The sequence below is a fragment of the Microbispora sp. ATCC PTA-5024 genome (assembly GCF_000511135.2).
GTDB lineage: Bacteria > Actinomycetota > Actinomycetes > Streptosporangiales > Streptosporangiaceae > Microbispora > Microbispora corallina.
In genome coordinates this window covers 1,049,817-1,070,792 of sequence record NZ_KI866523.1, presented here as the reverse complement: position 1 = coordinate 1,070,792, position 20,976 = coordinate 1,049,817, and the positions used below count along the sequence as shown (strand labels likewise).

At 71.9% G+C, this 20,976-nt stretch carries 19 protein-coding genes; 11 read left to right on the top strand and 8 right to left on the bottom strand.

Annotation, left to right across the window (positions count from 1 at the left end):
- Positions 1-11 precede the first annotated feature (11 nt).
- From MPTA5024_RS17550 to MPTA5024_RS17540, 3 genes are all read right to left on the bottom strand, one after another.
- Positions 12-1,271, bottom strand: a complete 1,260-nt coding sequence (locus MPTA5024_RS17550) for an NYN domain-containing protein (protein WP_036325144.1) — start codon at positions 1,269-1,271, stop codon at positions 12-14.
- Between the two features lie 181 nt (positions 1,272-1,452).
- Positions 1,453-3,882, bottom strand: coding sequence for a sigma factor (locus MPTA5024_RS17545; RefSeq protein WP_051458285.1), 2,430 nt, complete (start codon positions 3,880-3,882; stop codon positions 1,453-1,455).
- A gap of 120 nt (positions 3,883-4,002) precedes the next feature.
- Positions 4,003-4,635 (bottom strand): TetR/AcrR family transcriptional regulator, encoded by a 633-nt coding sequence (locus MPTA5024_RS17540; RefSeq protein ID WP_198167202.1) that lies wholly within the window; start codon positions 4,633-4,635, stop codon positions 4,003-4,005.
- A 140-nt stretch (positions 4,636-4,775) separates the two neighbouring features.
- Here MPTA5024_RS17540 and MPTA5024_RS17535 point away from each other — a divergent pair, with 140 nt between their 5' ends.
- Entirely contained in the window at positions 4,776-5,318 is a 543-nt protein-coding gene (locus MPTA5024_RS17535; protein WP_036325142.1) for an orotate phosphoribosyltransferase, read from the top strand.
- Here the strand turns inward: MPTA5024_RS17535 and MPTA5024_RS17530 are convergent.
- Together MPTA5024_RS17530 and MPTA5024_RS17525 are read right to left on the bottom strand one after the other, a co-directional pair.
- Complete coding sequence (locus MPTA5024_RS17530; RefSeq protein WP_051458284.1) at positions 5,290-5,730, bottom strand: hypothetical protein; 441 nt, start codon at positions 5,728-5,730, stop codon at positions 5,290-5,292. The genes MPTA5024_RS17535 and MPTA5024_RS17530 overlap by 29 nt on opposite strands.
- A gap of 56 nt (positions 5,731-5,786) precedes the next feature.
- Positions 5,787-6,467: a DedA family protein gene (locus tag MPTA5024_RS17525; protein WP_051458283.1), complete on the bottom strand. Its 681-nt coding sequence runs from the start codon at positions 6,465-6,467 to the stop codon at positions 5,787-5,789.
- A 167-nt stretch (positions 6,468-6,634) separates the two neighbouring features.
- Between MPTA5024_RS17525 and fbaA the strand changes: the two genes are divergently transcribed.
- From fbaA to MPTA5024_RS17505, 4 genes are all read left to right on the top strand, one after another.
- On the top strand, positions 6,635-7,657 hold the full coding sequence (fbaA, locus tag MPTA5024_RS17520) for a class II fructose-bisphosphate aldolase (protein WP_036325141.1): 1,023 nt from the start codon (positions 6,635-6,637) through the stop codon (positions 7,655-7,657).
- 99 nt (positions 7,658-7,756) lie between these two features.
- The gene (locus tag MPTA5024_RS17515; protein WP_036326572.1) at positions 7,757-8,179 is read left to right on the top strand and encodes a DUF3151 domain-containing protein; all 423 of its coding nucleotides are present in this window, start codon (positions 7,757-7,759) and stop codon (positions 8,177-8,179) included.
- 190 nt (positions 8,180-8,369) lie between these two features.
- Entirely contained in the window at positions 8,370-9,653 is a 1,284-nt protein-coding gene (locus MPTA5024_RS17510) for an adenylosuccinate synthase (RefSeq protein ID WP_036325140.1), read from the top strand.
- An 84-nt stretch (positions 9,654-9,737) separates the two neighbouring features.
- Positions 9,738-10,664 carry a glycerophosphodiester phosphodiesterase family protein gene (locus tag MPTA5024_RS17505; RefSeq protein ID WP_036325139.1) on the top strand — a complete coding sequence of 309 codons (927 nt, stop codon included), beginning with the start codon at positions 9,738-9,740 and terminating at the stop codon, positions 10,662-10,664.
- A 165-nt stretch (positions 10,665-10,829) separates the two neighbouring features.
- Here the strand turns inward: MPTA5024_RS17505 and MPTA5024_RS17500 are convergent, their stop codons facing one another.
- Together MPTA5024_RS17500 and MPTA5024_RS17495 are read right to left on the bottom strand one after the other, a co-directional pair.
- A complete protein-coding gene (locus MPTA5024_RS17500) occupies positions 10,830-11,024 on the bottom strand; it encodes a ferredoxin (protein WP_036325138.1) in 195 nt (64 codons plus the stop codon).
- A 36-nt stretch (positions 11,025-11,060) separates the two neighbouring features.
- Positions 11,061-12,260 carry a cytochrome P450 gene (locus MPTA5024_RS17495; protein WP_036325137.1) on the bottom strand — a complete coding sequence of 400 codons (1,200 nt, stop codon included), beginning with the start codon at positions 12,258-12,260 and terminating at the stop codon, positions 11,061-11,063.
- Positions 12,261-12,382: 122 nt separating this feature from the next.
- Here MPTA5024_RS17495 and MPTA5024_RS17490 point away from each other — a divergent pair, with 122 nt between their 5' ends.
- Together MPTA5024_RS17490 and MPTA5024_RS17485 are read left to right on the top strand one after the other, a co-directional pair.
- On the top strand, positions 12,383-13,036 hold the full coding sequence (locus MPTA5024_RS17490; protein ID WP_036325136.1) for a TetR/AcrR family transcriptional regulator: 654 nt from the start codon (positions 12,383-12,385) through the stop codon (positions 13,034-13,036).
- Between the two features lie 49 nt (positions 13,037-13,085).
- A complete protein-coding gene (locus MPTA5024_RS17485; RefSeq protein WP_036325135.1) occupies positions 13,086-14,183 on the top strand; it encodes an XRE family transcriptional regulator in 1,098 nt (365 codons plus the stop codon).
- A 151-nt stretch (positions 14,184-14,334) separates the two neighbouring features.
- On the opposite strand, the gene MPTA5024_RS17480 is transcribed toward MPTA5024_RS17485, so the two are convergent.
- Entirely contained in the window at positions 14,335-15,585 is a 1,251-nt protein-coding gene (locus MPTA5024_RS17480; RefSeq protein ID WP_232326512.1) for a magnesium and cobalt transport protein CorA, read from the bottom strand.
- Between the two features lie 380 nt (positions 15,586-15,965).
- Between MPTA5024_RS17480 and purD the strand changes: the two genes are divergently transcribed.
- The 4 genes from purD (at position 15,966) to murA (ending at position 20,743) form a co-directional block, all read left to right on the top strand.
- Positions 15,966-17,204 carry a phosphoribosylamine--glycine ligase gene (purD, locus tag MPTA5024_RS17475; RefSeq protein WP_036325134.1) on the top strand — a complete coding sequence of 413 codons (1,239 nt, stop codon included), beginning with the start codon at positions 15,966-15,968 and terminating at the stop codon, positions 17,202-17,204.
- A gap of 94 nt (positions 17,205-17,298) precedes the next feature.
- Positions 17,299-18,387, top strand: coding sequence for a LuxR family transcriptional regulator (locus MPTA5024_RS43565; protein ID WP_232326511.1), 1,089 nt, complete (start codon positions 17,299-17,301; stop codon positions 18,385-18,387).
- A gap of 57 nt (positions 18,388-18,444) precedes the next feature.
- Positions 18,445-19,293, top strand: a complete 849-nt coding sequence (locus MPTA5024_RS17465; RefSeq protein ID WP_036325132.1) for a phosphoribosylaminoimidazolesuccinocarboxamide synthase — start codon at positions 18,445-18,447, stop codon at positions 19,291-19,293.
- Between the two features lie 172 nt (positions 19,294-19,465).
- Positions 19,466-20,743, top strand: a complete 1,278-nt coding sequence (gene murA / locus MPTA5024_RS17460) for a UDP-N-acetylglucosamine 1-carboxyvinyltransferase (RefSeq protein ID WP_036325131.1) — start codon at positions 19,466-19,468, stop codon at positions 20,741-20,743.
- Positions 20,744-20,976: the final 233 nt, after the last annotated feature.

The following is a 20,976-nucleotide window of genomic DNA, read 5'->3' as shown; positions in this document are numbered from 1 at the left end:
TGACGTCCAGCTCAGCGCCGCGCGCGTTCGAGGGCGTCCCAGAAGCCGCGGCGGAGGGCGTGGCGGACCTCGTCGTGCAGCAGGAAGTCGATCGGCAGCGACGAACCCTGGAGGAGGCGGGCCTCCAGGTCGGAGGGCATGCGGGGCTTACGGGCGAGCACGGCCTCCAGCCACAGCGCCGGGGCGTCCCTGGCCACCGAGTCGCCGAAGTCGTGACCCTCCTTGTGCGCGGCCTTAACCGCTTCGGCCAGCGTGGTCGTGCCGCCGGCATTCTGCACCGGCACAGGAGCCGGCTGCGGCCCGGTGTACGGCCCGAGCTGTGACGGCGTGTACGCCCCCGTGCCCGAGGACGAGTACGGGGAGGCCGTGGGAGCCGGCTGGGTGGGCGGGGCCGGGGGCACGGCGGGCGGGGACACGGCGGGCGGCGACACGGCGGGCGGAGGCGGCGGAGCCACCGGCGGCTGGGCCTGCGCCTGCGGAGCGGGCTGGGCAGGGGGCTGGGGGGCCGGCTGCGGCGGGGCCGCGGACGACGGCTCCTGCCCGTACGCCGAGTACGACGTCGTGGACGGCTGCGCGGGCAGGGCCGGGGGCGTCGGGCGCGCGTGGGCCGCCGAGGAGCGCCCGGCGCCGTGCGAGCCGTTGGCCAGCGGCACCACGCCGTTCGACCGCGACTGGCCGTTGCCCGCGGACTGCTGATGGTGCTGCCCGTTCCCGATGCTCAGGCCGTGGTCCTGGGTGGTCACCATCGTCACGTACGGCCGGAGGTGGCCGCCGGCCATCTCGATGAGGTCGTCGCACTCCTGCCGGAGCGTCCGGGAGGACGACCAGGCGCCGTCGCCGGCGATCTGCACGACCGTCACGCGAATGCCGAGGTCCTGGGCGTCGCAGACCACCTGGGCGAGGTCCTCGTCGCCGCTCACCACGACCGCGTCGCACACCGCGTTGTTGCGGGCCAGCGTCATCAGGTCGCGGTGCACCTGCGCGTCGACGCCCTCGCGGCGGCCGGGCCGGATGCGGGCCAGGCGGAGCTTGAGCCCGGGGATGTCGGCCAGCACGTCGTGCTCGGGGGTGCGGCGGCCCTCGACGGTCGCCTCGTACCAGTAGCACCGCAGCAGCGGCAGGCCCGTACGCTCCCGCGACAGGTTCGTCAGGAGCTGCAGCAGGCCGGGGTAGTCCCAGGCGACGGCTTCGCGATGGCGGGTGCCGTGTACGGCCATTGCGCCGTCCGCCAGCACGTAGCCGGCGTCAACGAACAGCGCGCAGCGATCCACGCGACACCGCCCTTCCTACGTGGCTCTTTCAGGGTAGTCAAGCGGGTGATCGTGCGAGGGTGAATCCCGGCGATTCAGCCCTCGCCGCACGATGCGGATCCTGTGGACCCGCATCCCTGACCTTGGAAGCGTTCACGCAGACCGTACCAGTTTGTCCGGGTCTTGCCTGCCCCTCCAGAGGTCAGGACCACGTACGGGCGCTGACCACCGCGACCCCGAAGAACAGGGAGTTCCGCCTGGTCGTGAGCCGCAGGACGGGATGGGGCCCGAGCAGTGCGTGGATGGTGTCGACCGCGACCGCCGTGCCCCCGGCGGTGAGGTCGAGCGCGCCCCCGCGCCGCCGCTCCCCGCCGCCCGGCCGGGACCGGTCGCTCAACGTGACCACCCCTCCCTTGACGCCCTGGCCGTTCCAGACCACGAGGTCGATCCTGGCCGGCGCCGAGACGGGGGCGAGGCCGTCGAGCGGGATCCGCAGCGACCCGCCGGACTCGTCCACCACGGCCGCGGCGTCCAGCACGACGGCCCGCGTGTACGGCTGCCGCTCGTCGGTCGCCATGACCACGAGGCTCCAGCCGGCGTGCCGCACGGCTCCGTCCAGGGTGGTGGGGTCGGCGGCCCACCAGGAGCCGGAACCGGCCGCCCGGACGAGCGAGGTGACGTCCGCGAACGCCTGGTAGCCCGACCCGTCCGGCAGGTCGCGGCGGGCGATCTCGGCCGCGCGGACGACGCCGTACTCGGCCGCGCCCGGCGGCCGGAGCCGGATCTCGCCTCCCGGGTCGACGTCGTGCCCGCCGGCCGCCCAGTAGAGGCCGGCCCACAGGACCCTGCCCCCGGCCGGCAGGTCGAGCCGGGCGCAGCTCGAACTCTCCGTCGTGTCGTCGTCGTCGAGGTCGACGGGGATCGCGACGCCGACGTCCTCGGCCGGCCCGGCGTCGCCCGGCGCGCATCCGCTCGGCGGGACGGCCGCGCTGACCAGCGTGTTGCCGACGACCCGCGTGACCACCCGCCCGTCGGCGGCGAACCGGGCCGCGGCGCCGGAGGCGCGCACGCCCGTCACCGCGGTCGCCGCCGCCCGCACACCCTCCGACCGCACCGCCACTCCCGGCCCGCGCCCGATGGGCGCATCGGCCGCCACGGCGACCCGAAGGAAGATCGCGGTCACCTCCCCCGGCGCCAGCGCGCCCCGGCCGCAGCGCACGACCCGGCCGCCCGTACGGCAGGCCCAGCCGTCGGCCGTACGGGCCCCGGACCGGTGGCGGCCCGAGGACACGAGCGTGACGCCACGAGGCAGCGTCACGGCGGCCTCGACGTCGCCGCTGCGCACGGCTCCCGCGTTGCGCAGGCGGACCGCGATGAGGCCGGACTGGGCCCGCAGCAGCGCGCCGAGGGGGTCGATGCTCGCGACGAGGGCGGCCGCGCCCGCCTTCCGCGCGCGTTCCCGCGGCACGGACGGCTCGGCGCGGCGCGGCGCCCGCGTCTCGATCCGCCGGCGTCCCGGGCGTCCGGCGCCGTCCCGATCGTCGCCGGGGTCCGCGGTGGGCGCGGGCGAGGCGGGGGACGGCCCTGGCACCAGGGTCGGCTCCGTCCGCGGGGGCGCGGGGAGCGCGGCCTGCCGGGCGACCGGGCGCACCGTCATCGGCTGGGCGACCAAGAGGAACGCCGCCGTCGCCACCGTCGCCGCCAGCACACCGGCCAGGACGGCCCGCACGGGGGTGGGGACCCCGCGCAGCAGGTCGCCGGCCCAGGACGAGCCCATCCTGCTCCGCTCGCTCGGACGGGCGTGCTCGGGCCGCGCCGGGCGCAGGAGGCCGGCCAGCTCCGAGAGGCGGGGCCGCCCGGTCAGGGCCCTTCGGGCCGCCGCGACCGGACCGCCCGGGGCGGCGCCGCCCTGCCGGGCGAGGTCGGCGAGGTAGTCGTCGACGACCGGGCCGGCGATGAGCTGGCCGACGACCACCCGCAGGCCACGGGTGACGTCGGCCAGTTCCAGGAGCACCGACCGGCAGTCGATGCACTCGGCGACGTGCTCGTCCACCAGCCGCGCCTCGGCCGGGGGCAGCCCGCCCTCGACGTGACGGGAGATCTTCGGCAGAACCCCGAGGCACTCCCGGCCCGGCCCGCCCTCCAGGTGGATCCGCACGTACGCGTGGCGCAGCGCCTCGCGGGCCGCCCGGGCCAGCCCGCCCACGCCGCCCGCCGACATGCCGAGCAGCGGGGCCGTCTCCTCGGGCGCCGCGCCCTCGACCTCGGCGTGCCACAGGACCATCCGGAAGCGCTCCGGAAGCGAGAGGTAGGCCCGGGCGAGCGGCGAGCGCTCCAGCCCCGCGAGATCGGGGTGCACATGGACCGTCCAGGGCTCCGCGGCGTCGATCCGGCCGGTCGCGGCGTACCGCCGCAGGGCCGTCAGCAGGTACGGCCGGAACGCCGCCGGCGGGCCCCCGCCCTCCCGGACGATCTCCAGCACCCGCGCGAACGTCTCGACGAGCAGGTCCTCGGCCTCGTCGTCCCCCTGCACGAGCTGCCGGGCCAGGGACCGGGCGGCGGCCGCGTGGCGCTGGTAGAGCAGACCGTAGGCCGAGGAGTCTCCTCTCCTCACGGCCTCGATCAGTTCCATGTCGGTCCGACGGGCTTCTCGACGCATTGCGACCTCGCGATTACGATGAGTTGCACCGCGTTACATTCCGCAATCCACGTCCTGGCTAAACCGAAGCCCGCCCTTTACCGCGGGTAACCGTCAGGCCGGCTCGTGGGCGAGGACGCCGTGCAGGAGGACGTCGACGAACTCCTCCGGCGTCGGCTCCGGCTCGTCGCCGGTCAGGGGGAGCCGGGCGAACAGCAGGCCAAGGAAGAACGTCGCGACCCGCTCCGGATCCATCCGGAGGGCGTCCCGGTCGGGCTCGACGAGCTCGGCCACCGCCTCGCGGACGGCGCGCAACGACCGCTCGCGACCACCGCCGGAAGGCCCCTCACCCGTGGAGGGCCTGTCACCCGCGGAAGGCTCCTCACCCGCGGAAGGCCGTTCGCCCGCGGACCGCTCCCGCCGGACGCCGGAGGCGTGCAGCGCGCCGAGCACGGTCCCCATCCGCCGCAGATGGGCGCCCAGGGCCTCGGCGGCCTGGACGAGCCGTGCGGGAAGGGGGTCGTCGATGGAGATCGAGGTCAGCTCCCGCAGGGCGTGGTCGGGGTTCATCGCCTCGGCCGCGCAGGCGCCCATCAGCTCGTCCTTGTCGGCGAAGACGCGGAAGATGGTGCCCTCCCCGATGCCGGCGGCCCGCGCGATCTGACTGGTGGTGACGCCGGCGCCGTACTCGGCGACCAGTGGGAGCGTCGCGGCCACGATCATGGCGCGGCGCTGCTCTGTGCTCATTCCCGGCGCTCTCCGCCGGGGCGTCGTATCCGTCATGCGATCAACACTACGGAGTGAGCACTCACTCCGTCAATAGTGAGTGAGCGCTCACTCCGAAGCTGGCGACCTTCCACCGCCGGGCCGCCCGTACGCTGAGCACCATGGGTGACCGCGACAGACTCCTGGACGAGATCAAGAACAAGGGGATCGTGCACGGCCGGGTCGTGCTGTCCTCCGGCAAGGAGGCCGACTGGTACGTGGACCTGCGCCGCATCACGCTGGACGGCGTCGCCGCGCCGCTGGTGGGCCGGGTCATGCTCGACCTGACCGAGGACCTGGGGTACGAGGCGGTGGGCGGCCTGACACTGGGGGCCGACCCCGTGGCGACCGCGATGCTGCACGCGGCGGCGGCCCGCGGCAGGGCGCTCGACGCGTTCGTGGTGCGGAAGGCGGGCAAGGCCCACGGCCTGCAGCGCAGGGTCGAGGGTCCGGACGTGGCGGGACGCCGGGTGCTGGCCGTGGAGGACACGACCACCACGGGCGGCTCGGTGCTCACCGCCGTGGAGGCGCTGCGCGAGGCGGGCGCCGAGGTTGTCGGGATCGCGACGATCGTGCACCGCGGCGGCGACGAGGCGCTGGCCGGCGCCGGTGTGCCGTACCGCTCCGCCTACACGCTCACCGACCTTGGGATCTCGTCACCTTGAACGACTGGCGCTCGCCCGGCTGCCCGGCCGGGCGGGCCGTCCCGTTCTCCTCGACGGCGACCGTGGCGGCGTCGTCGAGGACGACGGCGAGCTCCGGGTCGAAGTAGGACGCCTGCTCGCCCCTGGTCATGTCGCGGTCGATGAGCACGTCCCCGCCCGGGACGCGGACGAAGACAGGGCACCTGTCCGCCTGGCAGACGATGCGCACCGTCGGGACGCGGGAGGCGGCGGGCGTGGGCGAGCCCGCGATGCTCGTGGACGGGGGACCGGAGGCGGGGGCGGCCTCGTCCGATCCCAGGGCGGAGAACAGGGATCTCGCCCCTATCACCAGCAGCGCGAGCAGCAGCACCACGGCCAGGCCGGCGAGGGCGAGCCTGGCGATGCCGAGCGGGTCAGACCTGTGGCGTCCCACAACCCGGAGAGTAGCGGGTGTGAGGGATATCTCAGTACTGGCGAGTCACAAACGGCCTACCTCGGGGCGTGGTGACGGCCCTTGGGCTCCAGCCCTGCGGCTTTGCGGCTCTTCAGCACCTCCCGGACGATCGGGATGATCGACAGCAGGATCACCACGAAGACCCCGGGGAGGATGTACTTGTCGATGCCCTCGACCTTGCTGCCCAGGAAGTAGCCGAGCAGGAGCAGCGCCTCCACCCAGACGACGCCGCCCAGGGCGTTCCAGACGAAGAAGCGCCGCGCGTCCATCTCCAGCACGCCGGCGACCGGGTTCATGAACGTGCGGACGATCGGCATGAACCGGGCGGCGACCACGGCCTTGGCCGGGCCGAACTTCTCGAAGTAGAACTCCGCCTTGTCGACGTGCTCACGCTTGAACAGCCGCGAGTCGGGCTTGTCGAACAGTTTCCTGCCGAACCTCGCCCCGAGGAAATGGCCGAACTGCGCGCCGGCGATGGCCGCTATCGGCGCGAACACCAGGAGCGCGGGCAGTGAGAGCGGAGCGATCCCGAAACCGTGTGCGGCGGCGGCCGTGCTGAAGATGCCCGCGGTGACCAGAAGCGAGTCGCCGGGCAGGAAGAACCCGACAAGAAGGCCCGTCTCGGCGAATACGATGGCGATGACACCGATCGTCGCGAAGGCGCCGAGCATGCCCAGCCACCACTTCGGGTCAAGAAGATCCAAGAGCACGTCCACGGGGTGAGCCTACCTGTCCGGAATGAGATCAGACTGAGAAGCGACAGGCGCGCTCGACAACCGTGAAACCGTGAGATGAGCGCGGGTGACCCCGCGCTTCCCTGATCGGCATGGCCTTGGGAATACTGGCCAGCGCCGGTTACCGTCCCAGAAGGAGATGACTCCCGATGCCTATCGCCACTCCCGAGGTCTACGCCGAGATGTTCGACCGCGCCAAAGCAGGCGGGTTCGCATATCCGGCGATCAATGTGACCTCGTCGCAGACGTTGCACGCGGCCCTTCGCGGTTTCGCGGAGGCGGAGAGCGACGGAATCGTCCAGGTGTCGACCGGTGGCGCGGAGTTCCTTTCGGGCACCACGGTGAAGGACATGGTGACCGGCTCGGTGGCCTTCGCCGAGTTCGCCCGTGTGGTCGCCGAGAAGTACCCCGTGACGGTCGCCCTGCACACCGACCACTGCCCGAAGGACAAGCTGGGCTCGTTCGTGCGCCCGCTGCTGGAGATCTCCGCGGAGCGCGTCGCCCGCGGGCAGGACCCGCTGTTCCAGTCGCACATGTGGGACGGATCGGCCGTGCCGCTCGACGAGAACCTGCAGATCGCCTCCGAGCTGCTCGACAAGACCGCCGCGGCCAAGGTCGTCCTCGAGGTCGAGATCGGCGTCGTCGGCGGCGAGGAGGACGGCATCGTCGGCGAGATGAACGAGAAGCTCTACACCACGGCCGAGGACGCCCTCGCCGTCGCCGAGTCCCTCGGCCTGGGCGAGCGCGGCCGCTACATCGTGGCCGCCACGTTCGGCAACGTCCACGGCGTCTACAAGCCGGGCCACGTCAAGCTGCGCCCGAGCGTGCTCAAGGAGATCCAGGACGCCGTGGGCGCCAAGTACGGCAAGGAGAAGCCGTTCTACCTGGTCTTCCACGGCGGCTCCGGCTCCGCCCTGGAGGAGATCCACGAGGCCATCTCGTACGGCGTGGTGAAGATGAACATCGACACCGACACGCAGTACGCCTTCACCCGGCCGATCGCGGACCACATGTTCCGCAACTACGACGGCGTCCTCAAGGTCGACGGCGACGTCGGCAACAAGAAGACCTACGACCCCCGCGCGTACGGCAAGGCCGCCGAGGCGGGCATGGCGCAGCGCGTGGTCGAGGCCTGCCGGCAGCTCAAGTCCGCGGGCACCAAGATCAAGTAGTTCGCACGGCGGCGGAGTGGGGGATCGATACGACATCGATCCCCCGTTCTCCATGATCGGCCATACTCTTTCAGCGGCCTTACAGGTAAGACTGTGCTCATGGAAACGCACGAGAACCTCCTTGGCGGTCCGCCGCCCACCCTGCTGCCGGACAACCCCGACGCGCGGCAGATGCTCGAATCGGGCGCCAAGGCGGCCGACGTGGCCGCGCGCTTCCCCGCCTACTCGGCGGCCTGGGCCGTTCTCGCCGACGACTACTTCACGGCCGGACACGCGGTCACCTCCTACGCCTTCGCGCGCACCGGCTACCACCGGGGGCTGGACCAGCTCCGCAGGGCGGGCTGGAAGGGCTTCGGGCCCATCCCGTGGGACCACGGGCCCAACCAGGGGTTCCTGCGCTGCCTGAACGCCCTGGCCCGGGCGGCCCAGGCGATCGGGGAGAAGGACGAGGCCGAGCGGTGCGCCCAGTTCCTCCGCGACAGCAGCGAGGAGGCCGCGCGGGTTCTCACGGCCACCACGTGACCTCGCGTCCGCGGCGGTCCCCCTGACGTCCTCCCGGCCGGCCGCCTCGCAGCGGCGGCCCGCCGGGAAAGGGGGCATCCGTACGTAAGATCCCGTTCACCCACACGGGGGCACTCGGGTAGTCTCTGTTTGCAAGAGGCCCCTGCCGCGCTTGCGTCAGGGGTTTTCGTTTTGTCGCGGGAGTAAGACCATGCCGGCTGTCGTTCTCGTGGGCGCCCAGTGGGGCGATGAGGGCAAGGGAAAGGCCACCGACCTGCTCGGCGGCGACGTCGACTACGTCGTCCGCTACCAGGGGGGCAACAACGCGGGTCACACCGTGGTGATCGGGGATCAGAAGTACGCGCTGCACCTCCTGCCCACCGGAGTGCTGTCGCCCGAGGTGATCCCTGTGATCGGCAACGGCGTGGTGATCGACCCCGGCGTGCTCCTGAGCGAGATCGACGGGCTGGCCGATCGCGGCATCTCGTGCGACCGCCTGCTGATCTCGGCGAACGCGCACCTGATCATGCCCCACCACAAGGCCATCGACAAGGTGACCGAGCGCTACCTGGGCAAGGCCAGGATCGGCACGACCGGCCGCGGGATCGGCCCCGCGTACGGCGACAAGATCTACCGCATGGGCGTGCGCGTGCAGGACCTGCTCGACCCGGGCATCCTGAGCAAGAAGATCGAGGTCGCCCTCGGCGAGAAGAACCAGATCCTCACCAAGATCTACAACCGGCGCGGCCTCGACCCGGCCAAGGTGCTCGACGAGTACCTCGGGTACGCCGAGCGGCTGCGCCCCCACATCGCCGACACCTCGCTCGTCCTGTCCAAGGCGCTCGACGAGGGCAAGGTCGTCCTGCTGGAGGGCGGCCAGGGCACGCTGCTCGACATCGACCACGGCACCTACCCCTTCGTCACCTCCAGCTCGCCCACCTCGGGCGGCGCGTGCGCGGGGTCGGGCATCCCGCCGACCCGGCTCACCCGGGTCATCGGCATCCTCAAGGCGTACACGACCCGTGTCGGCTCCGGGCCGTTCCCCACCGAGCTGCTCGACGAGCAGGGCGAGTGGCTGCGCCAGACCGGCGGCGAGTACGGCGTCACCACCGGGCGCAACCGCCGCTGCGGCTGGTTCGACGCCGTCATCGCCCGGTACGCCACCCGGATCAACGGCGTCACCGACTTCTTCCTCACCAAGCTCGACGTGCTGTCGGGCCTGGAGCGCATCCCGGTCTGCGTGGCCTACGACGTGAACGGCGTGCGCCACGAGGAGATCCCGATGACGCAGACCGAGTTCCACCACGCCACGCCGATCTACGAGGAGTTCCCCGGCTGGCAGGAGGACATCACCAGCGCCAAGACGTTCGACGACCTCCCGCCGAACGCCCAGTCGTACGTCCGGGCCCTGGAGGAGATGAGCGGCGCGCCCGTGTCGGCGATCGGCGTCGGGCCCGGCCGGACGCAGACGCTGCAGCTCCGGTCCCTCATCTGATCGGTTTGGGCGGGTTCGTGGTGTGCGCGCCGGGAACACGGCGATGCCCGGCGCGCGGAGGACGACCCAGTAAGGTACGCCCTTGTGCAGGGATACGTTGAGCTACACGGGCATCGCGGCGCACGCGGGCTGAGGCCCGAGAACACCCTTCCCGGCCTGGCGTTCGCGCTGGAGCTCGGGGTGGACGCGCTGGAGTTCGACGTGGCCGTGTCGGCCGACGGCCAGCTCGTGCTCACCCACGACCTGCTGGTGTCCCCGGTCACCAGTGCCGACACCGGCATGGCGCACCCGGGCGACGAGATGTTCCCGTACGTCGGCAGGCCGATCATCTCGCTGACGTTGCCCCAGCTGCGCACCCTCGACGTGGGCGTCCGGCTGCCGCAGCGGCCGGACGACCGGTTCGCGATGACGCAGGTGCCGCTCCCCGACACCCGGATGCCCACGCTGGGCGCAGTTCTGGGCCTCATCGGGGCGCTCGGCGCCGACAAGGTGCGGCTCAACGTGGAGCTGAAGTCCGACCCGACCCGGCCCGAGCTGTCGGCCGACCCGGTGCGGTTCACCGAACTCGTCGCCACGGAGCTCGACCGGCACGACCGGCTGTCCCGGGCGGCCCTGCTCAGCTTCGACTGGCGCGTCCTGGAGGCGGCCCGGCCGCTCGTGGAGCAGCGGTACGCCCTGGTCGAGCGGGCCACGATGAGCCCGGCCTGGATGAACGGCGTCCGCCTCGACGAGATCGGCGGCGACCTCGCCGCGGCCGCGGACATCGTGGGGGCGACCACGCTGTCCCCCGACCACACGCTGATCGACGAGGCGCTGATGGAGAGCGCGTCCCGCCGCGGCCTGCCGGTCGTCGCCTGGACCGTCAACGAGCCCGAGGACGCCTCCCGGCTCGCCGACATGGGCGTGGCGGGGATCGTCACCGACTACCCCGACCGGATGCGGCGGCTGTGGAAGGCGCGGGGACTCGCGCTGCCCGAGCCGGTCAGTCCGCTCCGTCCCGTCGGGGCCTGACCACTCCGGACGACATGGGGAAGCCCCGCCCGAGGAGGACGGGGCTTCAGGGTCACCCACAAGAAACGGCTTGGTACAGCCGATTACCAGCCAACCCCATCGCAGTGTGCCCGTCAAGTAGCACAGCGTCACATGTGACCGGGGTCACGTCGCGCGACGGCGGGGTCACTCCTCGACGGACAGGGCTCCGGAGGGGCACAGGTTCACCGCCCTGCGCACGCCGGTCGCCAGGCCCTCCGGCGGCTCGGGATCGAGCACGACCACCGTGCCGTCCTCCTCGCTCTGGTCGAACACCTCGGGCAGCGACAGCGCGCACATGCCGGCGCCGACACACTTGTCCGTGTCCGCTTTGATCTTCATGTCCCCCTCCTTCCCTCCGTCCTACCAAATCACCCGTCACCAGGCGACCGGCAGGCGGTGCACTCCGTAGATCGCCATATTGGACCGCATCGGCACCTCGGCGGGCGGCACGGCCAGCCGCAGGCCGGGGAGGCGGCGCAGCAGCGCGGCGTATGCGATCCGCATCTCGGTCCGGGCGAGCTGCTGCCCGAGGCACTGGTGGACGCCGTGCCCGAACGCGAGGTGCCCGTGGGCCGACCGGGTGACGTCGAGCATGTCGCCCCCGCCGAACCGCACCGGGTCCCGGTTGGCCGCGGCGATGGCCAGCGTGACCGACTCGCCCGCCCGGATGAGGTGGCCGTCGATTTCTACGTCCTCCAGCGCCGCCCGGATGGGACCGAGGTGGACGATGCTGAGGTAGCGCATCAGCTCCTCCACCGCGTTGTCGATGAGTGTGGGGTCCTCGCGCAGGGCGGCCATCTGCGGCGGGTTGGACAGCAGGGCGAACGTGCCGAGGCCGAGCATGTTCGCCGTCGTCTCGTGGCCGGCCACGAGCAGCAGCAGGGCGATGCCGGCGAGCTCCCGGTCCGTTAGCTCTCCCCCGGCGATCAGGCCGCTCAGCAGGTCGTCCTCCGGGTGGGCGGTCTTCCGCATGACGAGGTCGTGGAGGTAGGTCAGCAGGTCGGCCATGGCGGCCGTGACCTCGTCGAGGGTCGAGTCGAGGTTCAGCATGACGGCCGAGTCCCGCTGGAACTTCGCCCTGTCGTCGTACGGCACGCCGAGCAGCTCGCAGATCACCAGGGATGGGATGGGCAGCGCGAACGCCGACACCAGGTCGGCCGGCGGCCCCTGGCGTTCCATCTCGTCGAGCCGGGCGTTCGCGATCTCCTCGACCCTCGGCTCCAGGAGCTTCATCCGCCGTACGGTGAACTGGCCGGTGAGCAGCTTCCGGTAGCGCGTGTGGTCGGGGGGGTCCATGCGGATGAAGAACCCCGGAGGCACGTTCATGTTCTGCAGCCGGAGGTTCCGCTGCGGGATCGGGGAGTGCAGGAGCTCGGGACGGGTACTGAACCGGGGGTCGGCCAGGATCGCGCGGGCCGCGGCGTAGCCGGTGACGACCCAGCCCTCGTGCCCGTCGGCGTACGTCATGCGCCGGATCGGCGCCTCCTCCTGCCACCGGCGGAGCAGGTCGGGTGGGTCGAAGGCGCGTTCCCGCTTGACGGGGAAGGTCGCGATCCGCGGTGTGGCCTCGGTCATGACACGCTCCTGTAAGGGTGGAAACGGTCCGCTGTCGAGTCGCCTGCTCCCTTCACATAACAGCATCGGGTGTCGATTTGCAACGAATGAAAGTTCATTGCGAATGTCATAGAGTCTTGGACATGACGGACGGCCCTGGCCTGCGCGAACGCAAGAAACTGCGCACCCGGCAGGCGCTGATCGAGGCGTCCCTGCGCCTGTTCCAGGAGCAGGGGTACGAGGAGACGACGATCGCCGAGATCGCCTCGGCCGTCGACGTGTCGACGCGGACGTTCTTCAGCTACTTCACGAGCAAGGAGGACGTCGTCTTCTTCGACCACCGGCACCGCGCCGACGAGGCGCTCAAGGTGGTCGCCGACCGGCGGCCGGGCGAGCCGGTGGCCGGCCTCCTGATGCGCCTGGCCCACCAGAGCCTCCGGTCGGCCTTCCTGGACACGGACCTGACCGCCGACCTGTTCCCGCTGCGGCACCGGCTCGTGATGTCCGTGCCCGCCCTGCAGGCCCGCGGGCTCCACCTGCTCTTCGACACCCAGCGCCGCCTGGCGGAGGCGCTCCACCAGGCGTACGCGGACGAGATCGACCTCACCGAGGCCGCCGCGGCCGTCGGCGCCGTCGCGGGCGCCGGCCACCTGGCCGCGCTGACCAGCATCGAGCGCGGCGAGCCCCCCGAGCGCGTCTGGGAGGCCGGTCGCCGCGCCGTCGACCTCACCCTCCGCGGCCTCGGCACCCTCGGCTCCCGGCCTCTGAACGGCGACGAACGCGACGGCATCGGGTAAAGACCTCCGGCGATCTCAGCTCACTTCTGCGGTGTGCGAATATCGCACTATGAGGGAACCCGGGGAATGGGCGGACGTGGGCGACCGCGTGCGCGAGTTCCGCATAGCGGCCGGCTTGTCACAGGAGCAGCTCGCATCGGCGATGACGCTGGACCGCACGATGATCGCCAAGATCGAGGCCGGAACGCGACGCGTGGACGCTCTGGAGCTCGCCCGGCTGTCCGCCATCCTCGACGTGCCTCTCGGCCTCTTCCTGGTCCGTCCCCCTTCGGTCGTCTCCCGCCGCCGGGATCTCACCGAGGACACGGCGACCGACGTGGCCCGCCAGTCGTTCCGTCTGGAGACGGCCCTGGGATCCTGGCTCGCGGACGTGCGGCAACTCATCGACCTCGGTGAACTGATTCCGTCCGCGCCCGCACGCTACCCCGACGCCGTGCAGGACGCCTCGGCCGCCCGCGCCGCCGCCCAGTGGGTACGGCGCCGGCTCGACCTCGGCTTCGAGCCGCCCACCTCCCTGCTCGGCGTCTGCGAGCGGCTCGGGCAGATGGTCGCCGTGGTCGACGCCCCCGGCGACGGGGCGTCTCTCGTCGACGACGGGGTGGCCGTCGCGGTCGTCAGCGGCGAGGGCGATCCGGGACGGCGGCGGGCGACCGCGGCACACGAACTCGGGCACCTCGTCATAGGCGACGAGTACTCCTCGGACCTGGGGGTCCATGCCTCCCGCGCGGAGAGGGAGAACATCATCGACGCCTTCGCCGCCGAACTTCTACTCCCCGTCGGCTCCTTCGCCGATCCAGTCGGCGAGACGCGCGAACTCGGACGAGAGGCTCTCGTCACACTGGCCGCCACGTACAAGACGTCCTGGTCGCTCACCCTGCGCCAGGCGGTGGCGGCGGGAGCGACGAGCCGGGAGCACGCCCGGGAGTTGCGCCACGCGAATCCGACACGTGCCGAGTTGATGGAGGCCGTCGGCTGGGCCCCGCAGCCCGACCTGGACAGAGTCCGCGTTCCGCCGAGCTACGCGCACGCCGTGCTGCAGGCGTGGAAGAGAAGCCTGATCACCTCTTCGCGGGCGGTGGAACTCATGCGCGGCCAGATCGAGGAGTCCGATCTGCCTCCACGGCACGACCCGGATCTCGAACCGTGAACCGGTCCGGCCCTCCACCGCCACTGGTCTTCGACGCCATGTGCCTCAGGCGAAGGAAAGCTCAGCGAGGTGGGAGCCGGCAACCTGATCGACACGCTCAAGGAGACGGGCATGCGGCTGCCCTGCTCCGGAGCGACCTTCGGGGGCTACATCAGGAAGTACGGAATCTGCCGAGCCGAGAGACGAAGGCTCTGGCCGCGGGAGGAGCCGGAGCGTCTCCCGCGGCCGCCGAAGGCACGGAGGGCGGCACCGCCCTCCCCCGCCACGTCGGTCGGTCAGAGCCAGCCGTTGCGGCGGAAGGCGCGGTGGAGGAGTGTGTGCAGGCCACCGCCATGACGCCCAGCACGAGGGGGTACCCGTACGCGGCCCTGAGCTCGGGCATGTGCTCGAAGTTCATGCCGTAGATGCCGGCGATCATCGTGGGAACGGAGATGATCGCCACCCACGACGAGATCTTCCGCATGTCCTCGTTGGCGAGCGCGTTGGAGCGCGCCAGGGCGGCCTGGAGGATCGAGTCGGACAGCTCGTTGGACGACTGCACCTGCTCGCAGACCCGGGAGAGGTGGTCGCCGACGTCGCGGAAGTACTCGCGCATCTCGGAGGGGATCACGCGGCGCTGGGGGAGCGCGTTGAACGGCGTGAGGAGGGGGGCGACGGCCCGCTTGAGCTCCAGCATCTCGCGCTTGAGCTGGTAGATGCGGTTGATGTCGCGGGAGCTGACCTCGGCGAAGACGGCGGCCTCGACCTCCTCCAGCTCGGCCTGCATGAGGTCGGCGACCTGGAGGTACTTGTCCACCACGTGGTCGGCGATCGCGTGTAGCACGCCCGTGGGGCCGCGGCCCAGCAGCTTCGGCTTGGCCTCGATCTTCTCCCTGACGTCGCCGAGGGGACAGTGCCGGCCGTGCCGGACCGTGACGACGAAGTCGGCGCCCACGAACGCCATGATCTCGCCCGTGCCGATGATCTCGCCGGTCGCGGCGGACACCTCGTTGTCGAGGAAGGCGACGGTCTTCAGCACGACGAACAACGAGTCGCCGTACCGCTCGACCTTGGGGCGCTGGTGGGCCTTGATGGCGTCCTCGACGGCGAGCGGGTGCAGGCCGAACACCTCGGCCAGCCACTCGACCTCGGGCGCGGCGGGCTCGTGCAGGCCGACCCAGACGTACGCGTCGGGCATCGGCGCGGTCTCGTTGTGCTCACGGACGAGGCGGACGGCCTCGGGGATGCCCGCGGCGTCGATCTTCTCGCCGGCGACGTAGGCGCCGAACTCGACGAGGGAGCTGCTCGGCGGCACGCAGCGGCCGAGCGGTTCGTCGGCGACCGGGGCGGCGGTGGCGGTCAGGCGCGTGGGCAGGACACGGGTGTGCCTGTTGATGCGAGGAAAGATGATCGAGGAGCGCATGGCGGTCCCTTCCCGCCCGAGTCGGCACGCTCCACGCGCGACGTGATGTCACCCCTTCATGCAGGCGTGAGCTGCCCCTCGGGCTCTGTGTCGAAGTGGTCGGGAGTGCGCACGACGTACGTGCGCGAGCACGTACTGACGGGATCACCAGAATTCATCCCAGACCACCTCCAATCACGAGGAGACGACGCTAAGCCCGCCTAACTTACCACATCGGGGTCCGGCGGCCTTTCCAGGGTACCCCCACCAACAGCGGTGGATCATGCACTACTTGCCAAAAAGCACCGGAACAAATCGGCTGAGCATGTGTATCTCACCCCTTCCCGTACGGCCGGCACCGGTGCGGAGGAGGGGGTGGCGAACGCTGCGACAATGGACGCGTGCGCGTACTTGTCATCGGTTCCGGGGGCCGCGAGCACGCGCTGTGCCGCGCCCTCCGCCTCGACCCGGCCGTCAGCGAAGTCCACTGCGCGCCCGGCAACGCCGGCATCGCGCAGGTCGCCGACCTGCATCAGGTGGTCCCCACCGACGGCGCGGCGGTGGCCGCGCTGGCCCGCCGCCTGGGGGCGGACCTGGTCGTCGTCGGCCCGGAGGCGCCGCTGGTCGCCGGGGTGGCCGACGCGGTGCGCGCGGCCGGCGTCCCCTGCTTCGGGCCCTCCGGAGAGGCGGCCGCGATCGAGGGCTCCAAGGCGTTCGCCAAGGACGTCATGATCGCCGCGGGGGTGCCGACGGCGCGCGCCCGCACCTGCGTCACCGAGGAGGAGGCGGCCGCCGCGCTGGACGAGTTCGGCGCGCCGTACGTCGTGAAGGACGACGGGCTCGCCGCGGGCAAGGGCGTCGTGGTGACCGACAGCCGCGAGGAGGCCCTGGAGCACGCGCGGGCCTGCGACCGGGTGGTGGTCGAGGAGTACCTCGACGGCCCGGAGGTGTCGCTGTTCGCCCTGTGCGACGGCGGCACCGCGGTCCCGCTGCAGCCGGCGCAGGACTTCAAGCGCGCCTACGACGGCGACAAGGGGCCCAACACCGGCGGCATGGGGGCCTACACCCCGCTCCCCTGGGCGCCGGACGGCCTCACCGAGCAGGTCATGACCGAGATCGTGAACCCCACGGTGGCCGAGCTCGCCCGGCGCGGCACGCCGTACACCGGGGTCCTGTACGCCGGGCTGGCGCTGACGCAGGACGGGCCGCGGGTGATCGAGTTCAACGCGCGCTTCGGCGACCCGGAGACCCAGGTCGTGCTCGACCGGCTGGCGACGCCGCTCGGCGGGCTGCTGCTCGCCTGCGCGACCGGCGACCTCGCCGCGCACGGGCCGCTGGAGTGGCGCGGCGGCGCCGCCGTGACCGTCGTGCTGGCCGCGGAGAACTACCCGGCCGACCCGGTCAAGGGCGACCCGATCGCGGGCCTGCCGGCCGACGCCGAGGAGGCGTACGTGCTGCACGCGGGCACCGCGCTCGACGAGAACAACCGGCTGGTGTCCAACGGCGGCCGCGTGCTGAGCGTGGTCGGGACCGGGAGCGACGTGGCCGAGGCCAGGGCCCGGGCGTACGACGCGCTCGCCGGCATCACGATGCGCGGCTCCCACCACCGCTCCGACATCGCGGCCGGCACACCCGGCTGACCTCGCACGACGGCCGTTCCTCCGGGTTATCCCGGAGACGACGGCCGGGCGGGCCCCGATGTCCCCGCCGCCTCCCCGGCCTAGCGTCGGTGACATGAGCGGAGTGCGGTGGCCGATGAGCGGGCGGGCCCGCGAGATCGGGGAGATCGTCGAGACGGTGCGCGCGGGCGTGAGCCTGGTCGTCACCGGAGGACCGGGGGTGGGCAAGACCGCCCTCATCCGGCGGGCCGTCCGCGAGCTGGGCGGGGTCACGGTCGTGGCCGTGCCGGGAACGTCCCTGCCGCCGGAGCCGGCGGGACCGCTGCTCCTGGTCGTGGAGCGGGCACACCTGCTCGACCCCGCGTCGGCCCAGTGGGTGCACGATCTCGTCGCCTCCGGCGAGGCGACGCTGCTCGCCGAGGCCCGCACCGGCGCGGAACCACCCGGGCCGGTGTCCGCGCTGCTCGTCGAGGGGCTCGCCACCCGGTGGGACCTGTCCCCCCTGCCCGCGGAGCACGCCGTACGGATCCTGGCGGCGGCGCTACGGGGGCCGGTGGACGGTGCGACCGCGCAGCGGCTGTGGCGGGCGGCCGCCGGGAACATGCGGCTGCTCCGCGAGCTGGTCGAGACCGGCCTGGCCTCCGGGCGGCTGAGCCTGCAGGACGACCGCTGGACGCTCAGCGGCGACCTTCCCCTCGGCGACCGGGTGCGCGAGCTGGTGCGCGACGAGATCGGCCACCTCGACGACGGCGAGCGTGAGGCCCTCGACCTGCTGGCGGTGGCCGGCGAGGTGGACGTGGACGCGCTGGAGCGGCTGACCTCGCCCGCGGCCCTGCACCGGCTGGAGCGCCGTGGCCTCGTGCGCGCACACCGCCTCGGCACCCGGCTCCAGGTGCGGTTCGCCCGCCCGATCCACCGCGCGGCGCTCCGGGAGGGCCTCGGCCCGATCGTCGTGCGCGACCTGCTGCGCCGGCTCGGCCGTCCGGCCGGCCACCCCGTGAACGGCGGCTCCCGGGCCTCCGGCGACTTCAGCCGGCGCGAGCAGGAGGTGGCCCAGCTCGCCTCCTGGGGGATGACCAACCGGGAGATCGCCGAGTGGCTGGGGCTGTCCCCCCGCACCGTCGGCAACCACCTCTGCCGCGTCTACACGAAGCTCGGCGTGGCCGACCGGTCCAGGCTCGGCTCCATCGGCTCGCCGGGCTAGCCGTACGTGGCCCGCACCCGCGGCGGGGAACGGGACGGGGGCTGGGAGGATGGAGGGGTGAAGCACCTCCACTCCGGCAAGGTCCGCGACCTGTACGAGACGCCCGACGGGCTGCTGCTGATGGTCGCCTCCGATCGCATCTCGGCGTTCGACCACGTGCTCGAGCCCGGCATCCCCGACAAGGGCGAGATCCTCACGCGGCTGTCGCTGTGGTGGTTCGAGCAGCTCGAGGACGTGGTCCCCAACCACGTGGTGTCGGCCGACGTGCCGGCGGAGTTCGCCGGGCGGGCCGTGCTGTGCCGTCCGCTTCGCATGGTGCCGGTGGAGTGCGTGGCCCGGGGCTACCTGACGGGCTCCGGGCTCGTCGACTACCGCAAGGAGGGCGCGGTCTCCGGGCTCCGGCTCCCGGACGGCCTCACCGACGGCTCACGGCTGCCCGAGCCGATCTTCACGCCGTCGACCAAGGCGCCGGTGGGCGAGCACGACGAGCCGATGACGTTCGAGCAGGTGGCGGCCGAGGTCGGGGCCGAGGTGGCCGACCGGCTCCGGCGCATCACCCTGGAGGTGTACAGCCGGGGCGCGGAGATCGCGCTGGGCCGGGGCATCATCGTGGCCGACACGAAAATCGAGATCGGCTGGGACGCCGAGGGCGTGCTGACACTGGGCGACGAGCTGCTGACGCCAGATTCGTCCCGGTTCTGGCCCCTCGACCGGTGGGAGCCCGGCCACGCGCAGCCGTCGTTCGACAAGCAGTACGTCAGGGACTGGCTCGTGTCCCCCGCCTCGGGATGGGACCGGGCCTCGGGAGAGGCGCCGCCGCGCCTGCCCGACGAGGTCGTCGAGCGCACCCGGAGCCGGTACGTCGAGGCCTACGAGCGCATCACCGGCCGGCGGTTCAGGGACTGACCGCGCAAGTCACAAAAGTACCTCCAGTACCGCGTTCCCTCAGCGGCCACGCGGGTAGTTCCTCCGCGAAACGCCCGGGTTAGCGGCTACGCTGGGCCGACGACCCCGCCGACGATCGGTCGCCGCCTGGGTGCGAGTCCCCACATCTTCCCCCGACATAGGAGTCTCATCCATGGTTCGTTACCGCGTCCGCGGTGGCAACGTGCTGCGTGGAACCGCCTTCATCCAGGGCGCGAAGAACGCCGTACTGCCCATGATCGGCGCGGCCCTGATGGCGGCCGAAGGCCGCACGGTGCTGCGCAACGTGCCCGTCATCGAGGACGTGCGCAGGGCGGTCGAGCTGGCGCAGGCCATCGGCGCGAAGGTGGAGTTCCATGAGAGCGAGCGGACCCTCGTCATCGACGCCTCACGGCTGACGAGCCCGGTGCTGCCGGCGGAGATCGCCCGGCGGTTCCGCGGGTCGGTCCTGTTCGTCCCGGCGCTGCTCCACCGGCTCGGCGAGGCGATCATCGAGGGCATCGGGGGCTGCAACCTGGGCAGCCGCAACCTCGACTTCCACTACCTCGGCTACAAGCGGCTCGGCGCGATGGTCGACGAGGGCGAGGCGGTCATCCACATCAAGGCGGGCGGACTCGTCGGCGCCCCGCTCTACCTCGACACCCCGTCGCACACCGGCACCGAGAACCTCATCATGGCCGCCTCGCTCGCGCCGGGAACGACCGTGATCGAGAACGCGGCGCTGGAGCCGGAGGTGCTCGACGTCATCTCGATGCTGAGCCGCATGGGCGCCCGCATCCAGGGCGGCGGCACCGGGTTCATCACGGTCGAGGGCGTGGACGAGCTCACCGCGGTGGAGCACACCGTCATGCCCGACCGCCTCGACGCCGGCGTGTTCGCCATGGCGGCCGCCATCACCGGCGGCGAGGTCAACCTGGTGGGCGCGTCGCTGGAGCACCTCGGCGTGGTGCGCTGGAAGCTGGAGCAGATGGGCGTGGAGTTCGAGAACCACGGCGCCGTCCTCCACGTCCGCCGCGACCGGCCGCTGCGGCCGATCAACGTGATCACCGACACCTACCCCGGCTTCGCCACCGACCTCCAGTCGCCGCTGATGACCGTGGCCTGCCTGGCCGACGGCTCCAGTTACATCCACGAGCGGATCTTCGACGGCCGCTTCGCGCTGGCCGGCGAGCTGAACAAGATGGGCGCCAACATCGAGGTCGAGGGCAGCCGGGCGGTCGTCCACGGCCCGACGCCGCTGCGCGGCACCGAGGTCACGGCGCACGACCTGCGCTCGGGGATCGCCCTCGTGCTGGCCGGGCTCGCCGCCGACGGCGAGACCACGATCGGCTCCGGCTATCTCATCGACCGGGGGCACGCCGCGCTCGCCCAGCGGATGCAGGCCCTCGGCGCAGATGTGGTCCGTGAAATTTCCACTTTGAACGAGGGTTAGTCCGGAAACCTATCTTTCCGGCCTGACCAGCGAAAACATTACAAATAAGGGACTCCCCCGCACCTGCCAGAATGGTATTCCGGCAAACCCGGGCGTGACATTACGGCCTTAACCAGCGATCGTTCCAAAGAGAAGCCACAACAACGAGGGCGACGTGGGATGGGACGAACATTGGTCGAGCGCACGGAAGACACTCCGCGCGGGTCGCGCCTGGGGACGGTGACACCGGACCT